Raw genomic sequence first — 13,774 nt, 5'->3', positions numbered from 1 at the left:
TTTTTACTGCCTATCATGTAAAGGTAAAAATTCTGATGAATGTGAGGAGACTAACTTAGCAGATAAAGTGAATAAACCTTTAGTTGAAATACGTTGCCAATCATGAGTAACTATTATAACTGCGATATTATCTTGTTGTGCCTGTTCAATAATTAAATCAAAAAGTAAATTTGCATTATAAGGATCGAGAGCAGAGGTTGGTTCATCTGCAAGTAGTAATGCTGGTTTATGGATAATTGAACGAATAAAAGAAGCTCGTTGACGCTCACCAATCGATAATTGTTTAGGATATTTATTTAGCAAATGAGAAATGCCTAGTTTATCTATCAAATATTCTAACCGTGAATTATCAACATTTTTTTGTAATAATTTAATTGGCAATAAAATATTATCATATATCTTCAAAAAAGGCAGTAAACCACCAGTTTGCAACATAAATCCTAAATATTGAGCACGTATATTGGCTAATTGATTTATACCATTGTTATTAATCCATTTAGCAATATCAAGATCGTTATTATCTAAAAAAAGTTTAAAGCCATCTACCTTATCTGGTTTGAGAATCATACCAATCATTTCAAGCAAAGTACTTTTTCCCGATCCACTGTCTCCTTGAATCACAACAACATCCCCTGCTCTTAATTTCAATTCAGGTAAACAGACTCTAAAAGAAGATTTACCAGTTGATCGAGAAATTTCAAGTTGTTTTATTACTAACATTTGCTTTACGGTAACATTTCTAATGGAATAGGATAAACATTATCTCGCGGATCACTTCCTTCAGCTAATGAAATCCAACGATCAACATCGGCATTACATTTTTGGTAATAACGAACTTTACTATTTAAATTTCGAATAAATTTTTCTTGCTCTAAACCACTCATACTTTTCCAAGTATCTTGATCAAGACCTGTGACATCACTTTTATATGGAATATTATCCAAATATTCACCTAATAAGCCTAAATCGGCAATTTTAATCACTGACTCTGATTTTAATTTATTTGGATCTTGTCCCATAGCCGCAGCAACAGAACGTAACTGCGAAAACATATCATCAGCAGAGATCAACCCATCATTAGCCGCATTAGCTATTTTACTGACAATATCACTTAAATCACTTAATTGAGATTTAGTCAATAAAATGCGAGGTTCAGCTGTCGGTATCGTTGGTTTAACAAAATCCTTATCAGCAATCCACCCTTTGAAAACTGAAGGTGCTTTCGTACCATTAGTATCACCTAGATAAGCAAGTTGCATCGCCTTACTTAATAGCAATGCATCTTTTAACATATTGGAGCTATCATCTTTAGCGTTAATTGCATTACCTACTGATGCTTCGCCTTTATATGCTAGTTTAACTTGTTCAGACAGAGCTTTAGCTAACAAGTCCACTTTCCGACCAAATTCATTCACATCACCGGCATTAACAGGATAATAAAGTGATTTATGGATATAATCATTATAAGTTAGATCTGAATACTGAGTTGCCGCAACTTGGTGATCTTTTTCACCATTTGGTGTTTTTAAATGTAATGCATAGATAGCAACACCCTTATGTTGAGCTTCAAGTCTTAACTGCGCAGCATCCATTCCAGTACTGGAAAGTTTATCATCGCCAGGAATAGCACTAGCATCAGTGATCAAAATCATATAACGTGCACCAAAGCTATTCCAATTAATATCATTTAATGCTTTTGCAATACCAGCATAAGAATCTTCAGCAAAATAAGCAGTAGAAACAGTCGCCTGTTTGAGCGATGAACTTAACTGCATAAAATCTTCTCTATTTTGTACCTTGTTAGGATCAACAAAAATCTTTGTTAAAAACTCTAACTTATCCGATGTTTGTAAACTTGAACGGAATGAGACTAGACCAAATTTTACTTGTTGTTGTAAATTTTCCTTTTCTATATGTCGATATACTTGTTCAACCGCTTCTTTAGTTCTTGAAATATAAGGATCCATTGAAATAGTCGAATCTATAACAAATACTATCGCAGCTTTGAATGGCGCTACCTGATTGATGTCATTATCAGAATTTTGTACATTAGATTGAGCGTTATTATTTTTTACCAAATCATCTTGCTTACTCACTGAAGCAACTTCTAAAATACGCTCATAAAATCCTTTACCATTCATTACCTCTTCACCTTGTAAAATAGGTAATAAATAAAAATTTGTTTTAAAATCAACATATTCTTTTGGCTCTTGAGCAACAATTTCAGGGACTGATTTATTGTTTTTAAGTGCTTCCCTAATAGGTTTTAACAAAGTTTCAGGTTGATTTGCATCAACAAGAGTCGTAAGTGAGGCTTTATCTTTAAAAAATAAAAGAGAATCACGATCAACAGGGTTAGTAAAGACTAATGTCATTTGCATATTCCAAGCAATAGCACATGCATTATTAATCCAACCTATGGTTTTTCCATAAGAATCCGGACCAACACTAAGCCATTGTTGATTATTATCCGTTTTACGCTCATAAACATAATAACGAGAAAAGGCAGGCACTGATTGACCAGTAGGATCCTTAATATCCTTTTTTAACTCACAAGTTGGAGTACTAAGAACTCGCTGGTAAAGTGTTGTTTTACCCTCTTGCTTTAATGGTTCTATAGCCGAACTAACCAAAGGTAAACAAGTAAAACTAAATCCGATAATTAATGTTGAAATTACTTTTCTTTTCATACTTGCACCTTATTATTTTTGCAATTCAGCTAAACGCTCTTTAGCCAAGGCGTTATTAGGATCATTATTTAATGTAGTTTCATACCAATAAATCGCCGTTTCCTTATCTGCTTTAAAGCACGCGTTGTTATGATAAAATTTTTCATCATATTCTTTGGCATAAAGTAAGGCAATTTTAGCATTTAATAAGGATTGATTCGCATATAACCGCTGAGCAATATTACATTTATTCGCTTGTTTTGCTTGATTGATTACCTCAATTAACACATCAGTATTCGGTTTTGACTGTAAACATTGTTGAATAAAGGTTAAATCATCACTTGTTACATTAGCAACATTACACTGACTATTGCCTTGTATTGAAGTATCTGAAGAACTTTTATCTTGAGAAAAGAAGAAATACCATGCTAATGCACCAAGCCCACTTAAAATCAGTATTATTATAAAAATTAGGATAAATATCCTCAGGTTACTTTTTGATTTAGTCGGTTCTGGAGTAGAGATAACTTCTTGTGTAGTTGCTGGTTCTGGTATGACTTCTATCTCAACCTCAGGCTCTGTTATTGCTTGATTTTCTTCTTCAACAGTTGGTAATTCATATTGAGGATCTAAAGATTCGATAGTATCTGATTGAACCGAATTCGAATTAATCTCATTTATCTCAATCGTATTTTGTTCAATAACCTGTGGTTGTTCTGTTTGAATATTCAAAGCAGAGGATGGAAATACTGTTTCACCAATATTAACTACTCCACGATCTGTATAACTTTCATTTTGTTTATCACGAATTTGAATAAGAAATCTAACACTGTTTTCTTGAGATAATAAAGAGTCAACTAGCCATTCATCAACATATCCAATTAATTGCTCATTATCTACTGACATATTATTCAATGAATGCCAATTTTTTTCTGGTCCCCATTGATTAAGACCGGATAAATAATAATTATCTTGGTTACGTTGAATCAATATATCAATATCAGCACTGCCATTCCATTTTTGTGCCAAAAATCTAGCAATACCTGGTTTATACCCTTCTAATTCAATTCTTAGTGCCATGATATCCTCTATTTCACAACTAAGAGTTTATCAATATAGATTGATAAACTTTTCATAATCCAAGATAGCTTCATGCTACCTTATTTATTTAATGACGATAAAATGATTGTCACTTAATTTATTTAAAATAACTATTTTATTCGTGATTGTTTAAAGAACATTAAAATCTCACCAAGTCGAGAGTTTTGTTCTTGACTTATTTCACGCCCAGCATGATGCCCAACATTTTCTTGAGCAAGCATAGCAAATGCAATAAACCAATCAAATATAGCAAATTGAGAATAATTTTTAGTCTTATCATCAAGTACTGGTAGTGGATGTGATAATTGACTTGAAAATTGGCTCAATGGTGAAGAAAATATTGGTTTACCTTGATTAACTCGGCTCATTGGTATTTCAATAGATTGTCCTTGAACAAAACCGAGCCATGCAATGAAGTCTGCTAATAAAGTATGTATAGTGCTCACTTGTCTAGACTCTAAATCATCGCGTTTACTACCTGTATTTTCATTTTGCAATATTCGTTCAGTTAAACTTGCTTCAATTTTTAGACGATTTGCTGCAGTAATAAGCTCTTCGACAATAAAAGATAGTGATTTTTGCTCCAAACCAAAAAATTGTAAAATATGTTTATCTAAAACAATATTTCTTAAATACTCTAGCCATGTAGTAAATATTGTTTTAGCCAATTTACATTCAGTTGGTAAAATGGTTACTGGTTTTACATTAGATGAGAAATTATCATCGGAAAATAATTCAAAATCGGTATTCAATCCAAAATCGGTTGATATATCATTACCCATATCATCATGAGCTTCGTTTTTAGATGTATCAGTACCTGTTTCACTAGTATGATAAAGCGCACGAATGGTTTGTTCAGGTAGTTCTAATACTTTAAGTAGTTCACCCAGTAATAAGGCTTTTCCCTGTAGTTCTTTAACGACATCAGCGATAATCTGTTTTTTCTTACCAAGTTCTTCATCATTATCTGCCTGATACCAAGTATCAAAACGCATATTAATAATATAATCAATTTTTTCATTGAGTTGTTCAACAATGCGTTGTTGTTTGATTTCAGTAATAGCAACTTGTTCTAAATATTGGCTAATTCTTCCGATACCACCATCATTCAATTTTAACATGGCATCCCATGCCTGATCTGGATCGTTAACATACTCTTTGATATCAGGATCTTCAACAAATGTATTTTTTAAAATTTGCATTTTTTCTTGATAAGTATCGTTGTAAGATAATTCAAGTTTTGTCTCTGCATCAGTATTTAAAAATGGTACATCAAAACCTGGTTTTCGTACTAAAAAAACATTGTTGAATTTATGTTCATTAAACCAATTTGTTAACCAATCATAGTTACCAAAACGTTCTAAAATGGTTTGTTGTAGTAATCCACCTTTACCCCAACTATTTTTAAGATTATCTTCTGATAAAGTTAATGAATTGCTAATCCGTTTATCGAACATAGTAATAGCCCATAATAGCCCAGCTTTTTTAGTCGCTCTTTTTTCTGCTGACTCTCCTTGGGTCTTATCTATCCAACGTTCAAGAACGGGACCAACATCGTTAACATCAGATTGTTTATCTGATGGGGTACAAACAACAAGAACATTCATTTCTTGATTATCAGTGTATTTTTCGAAAAGATAAGCTACTTTACCCCGTAATAAAAGTTGAGCAATAGGATTACCTTCTTTAACATCTGAAATAGAAGTTAAATTTAATCGTCCCCGATATCCTGGGAAATCAAGCAAATCAACTTTTTCAAACGTAGGCACACGCGTTTGATTTACTAATGGAAAAGTTAATTCAGCGGTTAAAAAAGCAAGTTGAGCCAGAGAAATCGAGGTTGGTACACCATTTTGAGGAGTAATAGTTACTGATGAGTCTCGGTCAGTATTTAATCGATCAAGGATGTCGACATTCATAATACTGTCAATTTGCGACTTAGTACCATTATTATCTTTAACTAATACTGAAATTGGTGCATATACTGTACTCACATAATTTAAGCTAGCTAATGTTGTCGCTAATTGTATATAAACAGCCGTAATTTCACTGATACCACCCCATAAAACTGAAAAAAGTGCACTACGTTCAGAAGTTTTAAGATACGGTAGCAAATACATTGCTTTTTCCCAATAACCACCTTTTAATCCTTCAAGCGAATTACCAAAATTTTCAGCTAGATAATCATATAGATCAACAATATCATCTTCAGTAATACCACCTGTATATTCATCTTGTTTTTTACTTTCAATATTTTGAATCAGCTGATTTAATGAGGAAAATTCGATTTTATTATTAATTCTTTGTTGATCAAAATCTTTAAAATAAGCATTAATTAAAATTTTAACAATTTCAATTTCTTGAAAGAGTTTTAGTTCTAAAGGATAATTTGCAATACCTCCTTTAGCTATTCGGCTAAAACGAGTTACTAGACCCGTTGCCTCTTTACCACTACCGACAGGATTAACATGATCGATAAAATCTAGAATTTCATTATCAACAATGGTTTCAAGTTTACCATTTTGACCTGCTGCTAATGCTGAAATTAGATAAGATTTTCCTGCCTGTGATAAACCAAAAAAGCCAACTGCAACAGATTTACTTGATACATCACCTAACTTTTTTGCACTATTACGAAGACGACGAAGATCGAGAATTAAACTATCAGCTTCATTATTCAGACGTTTAGAGGAGTTACGCGTTTGATCCACCCATTCAATGGCCTTTGCAGATGCTTGATAAACCTGTTCCCAGGATTTAGGTAGTTGTTCGTTTAAATTTTTCATCGTTTTATTATTCCACTATCAAGCCAATATTGTGTGCTAATTAAACCTGAATTTACCATTGTATTTAAATTTAGCTTTATATCCTTAGTTTTGTTGCAGGCACGCCCATCTGAGGCTTTAACATCTTTAATATAGAAATTCTCAACCGTTTTTTGTTGGTTTTTTATTCCTAATGTTACTTCTAAAACTACACCTTCCGCACTGAGCCTTTTGGCAACATCGCCATTTTCAATTGTTAAGATATAAATTGGTGATGCAGGCCAACGATCAATTTCTAATTGTTTAAATCCGAGTCTGGTTGTCCCTCGGATCTCAAATGAGATATCAGGAAAATCATAATCAGGATCATCTAAATCAATATCTCGATAATAAATATTTTCATCTTTTATCATATTTAAATTATCAAGCAGACCAATGTATTTAACCGTCGAATATAAATCGATATTTGATGATCTAAAATAAAAATTAGATAGTCTTAAATTCTTACTTAAAAAACAGAGCATTGCCCCAACAGCGGCTGTGGTTTTTGGATCATCAATTCGTTCTTGTTTATGAAACGGATACCACCCTCCCGTATAATAGCCATGTAATGGTAAAATTCTTCCTGAAGGTATTGATAAGCGTGAACGAAAATAACTTTGAACGCCAGGTAGGCGTGATGGACGACCCGTTAGCAACAATACGTCACATTGATAACAACTGATAATTTCAGATAATGCATCAAATGTCTTACAGATATTATAATAATCACCACGAATGAATAAGTAATGAATACGTTTCAAATTAATCTCTATACTGAGATCAAGCACTGAAAATGTTGGATTATTTAAAGCTCGCCTAATCGGTTCATTAATAAAATTCAAAACATGATCAGTCATAGATGTATGCTGTAATAACTCACTGAAAGTTGTGTTATACACATGTTGATCTGCATGAAGTGGATCGTAAAGCTCATATTGCTTTAAAACTTGTAATCCAATTGGCGTAAATAACTGTAAGTTGAGCTGTTGGCGTAATACAGCATCTTGAATAGAAAGTTGCTGTGAACCAATAATCGTTGATAAAATTGGATTTGGATCAGTTAAACCTGCTTTCTTTAAACCATTGGTTAATGAGGTCAATACAACATCTTGAATGATATCAAGTAAAATATCATCCCCAGCAACTTTAAATCCATCACGAAAACGTTGAATAGGAACAATATAAGTATTACTACCATTTGTTTGCTTACTGCTACCATAATCAAGCTCATAGTCATTAATAACTAGGTCAGTTGTACCACCGCCAATATCAACAGTTGCGATTGTCAGTTTTTGCTTATTAACTTTATCAGGACGAACTATTGATGCAATAAATTCTTCACTGCGTCCATTATAATTATTTTGTGTTTCGTTAAACAGATAAACAATTTGACCGCAGGTTGCTTCATCCCATTGAATATAAACTTCAGGAATATTTGGCCAAATACTATTTAATTGATCACGGTTATTAAAATCAATATTACTATCTGAATTATCCCAACCAAGACTTTTCCAAACAAGTCCTATAGCTTGATAAACACAACTTTTAAAAATTGCCTGTTCAGGTTTAGGCATTGCTGGTGGAATAGTTAAAATGATAGAACGCAAATTACGGGGAGTTTTAGCATGTTCAAGTTTATTACGTTGAGCAACACTATTTATTTGCATTAAAGCATGCATTAAAACTTCACATAGCATGAATGTCATTAATGAACTACGCGAGTATTTTGGATGGAACACTGGCATTTTGCGGTCATATTCTTCTTCAATATCATTACTTAAAATGTGTAGTGCTTCACCATATTCATTAATTAAACTTGAAAAGGGTTCCGCTGTCGCAAACGGTTCATGATCACTTTTTACATAATGAGAATTAAAGCGCCAACCTTGTTCATATTTATCTTTATCCCATAAATAGCGTTTTGGACTTGAAAGTCCTGTTGCTCCCTCATTACCTTCACGTCGGCTTGCAAGACGGCTAGCCTCTTTACCTACTCGCACGATACTTGGCCAGCGAAAAGTATCTCTCCTTCCACTTTGTAAAGAAAAATGTTCCTTACCAAAGAAAGTCTGAGCAAATTCAACTCGACTTTCAAAAGGTTCATTGTAAATATGTTCTGGCTGGGTAAGATCTCGAATTTCAAGCTCATAACGATGATTTAAACTATCTTTATCTTGAATATGATCCTCGATTAAAATCCCGCAAGTTCGACTGTTTCCAACATCAAGAATCATATCGACAGGAATTGATTTGACAACATCATTTTTATCGTTTGATACTATTTTGATTGTTGGTAACTGTATTGAATCTGCGAGCAAATTAAGAATGTTTAGATAATGACCATAATAAGCTTTATTACTTATTTCTAATTCAATATCATCTTTGTGTATTTTTAGCCGTTCAGGCTGAGGAGCCAATTCTTGGAACAAGTCAATTAACCAACTTGTTATCCATTTTAGTTCTAGATACCAAGAAACCTGATCTGAACGATGTGCCAGACTGAATACTGAACCTGTTTTTACATCATTTTCAGTAGGTGCTAAGTAAACAACGTCTTGCATGTTTGCAAAGATTTTAGTATCAAATGCAAAAGTTATACGATGTGTATTGCCATCAGGATCTTCTCCTTCTGGAATGCTAACAATCCTTACACGACTCCAATTATGGGGTCCTTTATCAAATCGTTCAGGGGGTATTGATCTCAAAACAGGAACAGGCAACCAAATACCATCATACAATTTTAATGATTGGTCAACACTAATCTCTTGTGTAGGGGTTACAGCAAAAGAGAGATTATCTGGTACAAAAAATTTACCATTATTACTATCTTCAATTAATCTAACTAGCGCCCCACTTTCAGAAGGATCAATAAAACTACCATTAATTTTACTGCGCCATTGATTATCTTTCCAATCTATTTTTAGTGCAAAATCAAGAAATTGAATTCCACTATTCATTATCAGTGTAACTTCTTGACCATAGTTGCGTGTTTCTGGAAGCATATACAACCTTATTGTTTTTTCATCGTAATTGGGAACGAAGTTCCGTTATCATAAATTCCCTGGCAATCAGCTTGATTATTGTTGCCTGATTTACACTGAATCTTAGGTAATTGATATTTGCTATTATCACTACAGATAGCTTGGTTATTACTACCAATACTTAAATTAGCATTTTGAATACCACTATCAACTTGACCAACGCATTTAACACCATCACTACGAGTAACGGTAACTTGGCCATTTCCATCTTTAAGTTCATAACTCAATTGTAATGGTTTACCTGTAGCCTTATCTTGAATTCCTCCACTAACAGACCATTGCCCATCCAAAAATTTAGTGGAACCTTGCTTTATTTGATCTGGAGATAACGTTAAGTTATCTACCTTATCCGGATTTATATTAGTATCAGAATTATTATCTTTATTTGACTCTTGAGGTATTTGACCTTTATTATCTTCATCTTTTGAGCCATCCAAATTATCTTTTTTATCAGTCTCAGCTGTGTTAGGGACACCAGCTTTGTCATCTTTATTATTTAAGGCGTCTGGGATTTGATTAATATCACCATTATTATTTTCAATATTGTTTGGTATTGCATTTGGATCAACAGTATTAAGAGCATCCCCTAGAACTTCAGTGTTAATAGGTACACCATTAGCATCAACTAAATTTTTTGAACTATTTTTGATGCCATTAATAACATTAATTTGTCTATCAATTACTTGATCTTTCGTTTTTATTTCTTTTACATCTTGTTTTTCATCTGCTGGCAAAAGTTGATTAATATTATTTTCCTTTGCTATTTCATGATTAATCGAAATGTCCACATTTTGTCGACACCCCCGTAACCCAAGTATTGCCAATAAAAGCAATAATAAAAGCAACAAACCAAGTAACCACGCCCACCAAAGTTTCCACCATGGTTTTTTAATTACCTCTGGTTCAGTTACTGTTGATGCTAAAGGGATTGGTTGTTGTATAGATTTCAAACAATTAAATGGTGAATTATTTTGCGGTGTTTGTGGATAAACAAATCCCCAAAAGGTAATCACTGGTTTACCGTTAACAATATAAACAAATTGATTACTAGGAAAACGTATTGCCATCAAATTTGGTTCAGTGCTATCAATATTATTTTTTGGATCATAAATCAGACGACTAAAAAGTAATTGATCACCCGCTAAATTTGGATTGCTCGCAAGTTGTTTACCCAAATTCATAACTTTGTTTTCGAATTCTTTGAGTAAAATCAATGCTTCTTCTTGCTCTGATTCACTGGCAGAGGTCCAAGGAACAATATCATACTGCCCATCAGATTGAGCTGAATCAAAAGGAATATACCAATCAATAATATTACCTTGATCATTGCGTTGTGGAATAGCTAAATAATCAGCATACTGTTTACCTAACTTTACTCTAAACATTTCACGAATTTGGGCAGCAACTAAATAAGCGGCTTTACCATCGTGCCCCAGCATTTTGAAATCTTTTATATCACCACTTCGCAGTAAAGTATTTACCATATATTCCTTCTTATTAATTGTATTTATATTGTTATTATTTTTATATAATTGTATCAATTTTAACAAAAAAATTTATTATTGTAATTGTTAAACTCACCGATATTATGTCTTTTATATTTGAAGGTTAATTAAAGCTTTATATATTTATTACAGAAAATAATACATTAATAAGTATTAATACAACAAAAATCATAATAAAACCACTTAGTAGTATTATTCTCTTTAATTTTATACTGAAACGTATGCATAACCTGAAACTTTTTTACAAAAAGTGTTTATTGTTATTGTTTTAAAAACTCCTCATCAGTTAAAACTCGTAATGGTTGCATATCACTTTCACCCTTTATAACCAAAGACGGATCTGAACGTAAACATGCTCCGCCATAATGCCCACCTACAGTAAAAGTGCATAATTGTAGATAACGATCATCAACCTTTGGTAAACACCAAAGTTCTTGATAAATGTTTTCTTGCTTAGCAAACTTTCCTACTGTTTTATTAAGAATCTGTTCTTGACTACTAACTAATTGAATATCACTACCGCGTCGCCCTGCTATAGGTTTAATGGCATAACCTTTTTTAATTAAGCTGTCATTAAGTTCAAATGTTGATTCTAATAAATAACGGTGGTTTGGGAATAAAGACCATAAAACAGGCAAAATAGCTTTATTACTTGGAATAACCGTCCACAAAGGCTCAAAAACTGACACTTCTGGTCGTAAAAGCACATCAATTAATCTTACCGCATTTTCAGGATGCCAAGTGCGAATTGGTAAGCCGGCAATCTGAGCTTCACTTTCTTCTCGTAGTTGTTCTAGAACGGTTTCCCATGCCCATGTTTTCCAAACACATGTAACTTGTCGATCTTCATCATCAACTAATCGACCTCGTTTATCCCATTTTAGCCCATTAAGTCCACGTAGAATCTTGCTACTAAATCCTGCTTGTGTAAGGGCTGTTTGCATAAACAATGCATGATAATTTTCTTCACTATCGTTATCTTGCATGATATGAACAAAAGCTTGTGCATCGCTATGTGTCCAACAATTAGCCAAAGAATTGAGTAAACCACTACTTGGATTGACACCCACATTTAATCCTGCTTGAATTGCCCATTTATCAAGAATGTGTCCAGCTTCAGTATGGCAAGAAGCTGAATCAGCATTATATTCGTAAACTTTAAAACCTCGTTCATCCATGCAAAAATCTAATCGTCCTGTGATCATTTGATAGCGACGCTGTTGCCATGAGAGTCTAAGCCTTGGCCATAATATTCCTGGAATATTAAAATTAATTAATAAACTATCATCTTTTAATACTTTATCAGTAGCATGTAAATACATTAAATGTAATTCATTGGTTGCACGAATTAACTCTTGTTCCGCGCTTTCTGAAATGGTGAAATAACGATATTGATCGTCATGGCTGATTGCATGCCCTGTGGCTGATACATAGGCATTTTCGAGCGTATCTAATTCATTTAGCCACTTTTTATCAAATTGGCTTTCATTTTCAATATGAGCGCTGTGGATCGCTAACAACGGATTAGGTACATTAGGTTGTGGCAAACTATGTTCCGTATTATCTGTTTGAATCATCCAACCAAGAATCGTTGTATCATCAAACGTGTCATGTAACTGATAACCGCCATCTATCCTTGTCATAGCAAGCTCACGAGTCCATTGCTGACCAATGGGCAAACGTGTATGCCTCACATTTTGTTCAGCGATCCGAATTTTATCTTCAAATACTTCAGTAATAATAGCGACATGACCAGTACGATCAAAAAAGCCTCCATCATCCCAAACTAATAATGCACCAGCCTCTGGCGCACGTTTACTGCCATTGGCAAATGCTTGTAAAGGTAAAATCGCTTCATTAATGACATGTCTTAAAAATCGTAACGAGAATATCTCATGCGCCATACCCACATCGGTAAATACAATACCGTGATTTAAAAATAAAAATCGCCTAGCAAATTCGACACATTGCCATTTATATCCCATATATTCATGACCAGAATAACTGCGAAATGAGGCATCATTAGGGTAAAGGTTGGAATCTAATGTTTCATAATCAGATGAATAAATTGCAACGCCTCCTGGCGCATAACCTAATAATGTACCAAAAGATTCTTTGTTATTGGACAAAGATGACATGCTGTATTAACCTTATATTTATGAACAAAATGCAAGATAGATTTATCAAGCTATGTTAAAATTTCCCTATCATAGATCAAATTATAAGCTTTAAAAAGCGATGTTTATATTTCATATTACTTGAAGAAGTATAAACTGCCTATATATATTCGTTATTCTTGGTAGTCATACCAATAAAATGAACTAATAAAATGAGAAGTATAAAATTATGCAACAAACAAAATTAAATGAACTATTAGAGTTCCCTTGTTCATTCACCTATAAAGTGATGGGAGAAGCAAAACCAGAGTTGGTTGACAAGGTTGTATCCGTAATTCAACGCCATGCGCCTGGTGATTATACTCCATCTATCAAACCAAGTAGTAAAGGTAATTATCATTCTGTATCGATTACTATTAATGCAACACATATTGACCAAATTGAAAATCTTTATAAAGAATTAGGCGAAATTGATATTGTAAGAATGGTTTTATAATTTATTGCTTTTTTTAAAATTTTTTCGCAAAATAGAGT

8 protein-coding genes are annotated in these 13,774 nt (G+C 33.2%); 1 reads left to right on the top strand and 7 read right to left on the bottom strand.

Features of this window, described 5'->3' with window-relative positions; translation table 11 throughout:
- Positions 1-3: 3 nt before the first annotated feature.
- The 7 genes from A9G17_RS08375 to gss form a co-directional block, all read right to left on the bottom strand.
- Positions 4-720 carry an ABC transporter ATP-binding protein gene (locus tag A9G17_RS08375; protein WP_065738310.1) on the bottom strand — a complete coding sequence of 239 codons (717 nt, stop codon included), beginning with the start codon at positions 718-720 and terminating at the stop codon, positions 4-6.
- Positions 721-725: 5 nt separating this feature from the next.
- Positions 726-2,690 carry a vWA domain-containing protein gene (locus tag A9G17_RS08370; protein WP_065738309.1) on the bottom strand — a complete coding sequence of 655 codons (1,965 nt, stop codon included), beginning with the start codon at positions 2,688-2,690 and terminating at the stop codon, positions 726-728.
- A 12-nt stretch (positions 2,691-2,702) separates the two neighbouring features.
- On the bottom strand, positions 2,703-3,749 hold the full coding sequence (locus tag A9G17_RS08365) for a hypothetical protein (RefSeq protein ID WP_065738308.1): 1,047 nt from the start codon (positions 3,747-3,749) through the stop codon (positions 2,703-2,705).
- A gap of 131 nt (positions 3,750-3,880) precedes the next feature.
- Entirely contained in the window at positions 3,881-6,556 is a 2,676-nt protein-coding gene (locus tag A9G17_RS08360; RefSeq protein ID WP_065738307.1) for a putative virulence factor, read from the bottom strand.
- Entirely contained in the window at positions 6,553-9,579 is a 3,027-nt protein-coding gene (locus A9G17_RS08355; protein WP_065738306.1) for a virulence factor SrfB, read from the bottom strand. The genes A9G17_RS08360 and A9G17_RS08355 overlap by 4 nt, the downstream gene beginning before the upstream one ends.
- An 8-nt stretch (positions 9,580-9,587) precedes the next feature.
- Positions 9,588-11,102: an SrfA family protein gene (locus tag A9G17_RS08350; RefSeq protein ID WP_065738305.1), complete on the bottom strand. Its 1,515-nt coding sequence runs from the start codon at positions 11,100-11,102 to the stop codon at positions 9,588-9,590.
- A gap of 281 nt (positions 11,103-11,383) precedes the next feature.
- Entirely contained in the window at positions 11,384-13,261 is a 1,878-nt protein-coding gene (gss, locus tag A9G17_RS08345) for a bifunctional glutathionylspermidine amidase/synthase (RefSeq protein ID WP_065738304.1), read from the bottom strand.
- Between the two features lie 208 nt (positions 13,262-13,469).
- Here gss and ybeD point away from each other — a divergent pair, with 208 nt between their 5' ends.
- On the top strand, positions 13,470-13,736 hold the full coding sequence (gene ybeD / locus A9G17_RS08340; protein ID WP_025314454.1) for a DUF493 family protein YbeD: 267 nt from the start codon (positions 13,470-13,472) through the stop codon (positions 13,734-13,736).
- Positions 13,737-13,774: the final 38 nt, after the last annotated feature.

Source organism: Gilliamella sp. wkB7, from assembly GCF_001693435.1.
Classification (GTDB): domain Bacteria; phylum Pseudomonadota; class Gammaproteobacteria; order Enterobacterales; family Orbaceae; genus Gilliamella; species Gilliamella apicola_N.
Note: the sequence above shows the minus strand (reverse complement) of the source record. Positions and strands in the feature narration are given on the sequence as shown.

Bases quoted from the DNA above. Each gene is read 5' to 3' on its own strand.
- A9G17_RS08375 (WP_065738310.1), bottom strand. From the start codon at position 720: ATGTTAGTAATAAAACAACTTGAAATTTCTCGATCAACTGGTAAATCT.
- A9G17_RS08370 (WP_065738309.1), bottom strand. From the start codon at position 2,690: ATGAAAAGAAAAGTAATTTCAACATTAATTATCGGATTTAGTTTTACT.
- A9G17_RS08365 (WP_065738308.1), bottom strand. From the start codon at position 3,749: ATGGCACTAAGAATTGAATTAGAAGGGTATAAACCAGGTATTGCTAGA.
- A9G17_RS08360 (WP_065738307.1), bottom strand. From the start codon at position 6,556: ATGAAAAATTTAAACGAACAACTACCTAAATCCTGGGAACAGGTTTAT.
- A9G17_RS08355 (WP_065738306.1), bottom strand. From the start codon at position 9,579: ATGCTTCCAGAAACACGCAACTATGGTCAAGAAGTTACACTGATAATG.
- A9G17_RS08350 (WP_065738305.1), bottom strand. From the start codon at position 11,102: ATGGTAAATACTTTACTGCGAAGTGGTGATATAAAAGATTTCAAAATG.
- gss (WP_065738304.1), bottom strand. From the start codon at position 13,261: ATGTCATCTTTGTCCAATAACAAAGAATCTTTTGGTACATTATTAGGT.
- ybeD (WP_025314454.1), top strand. From the start codon at position 13,470: ATGCAACAAACAAAATTAAATGAACTATTAGAGTTCCCTTGTTCATTC.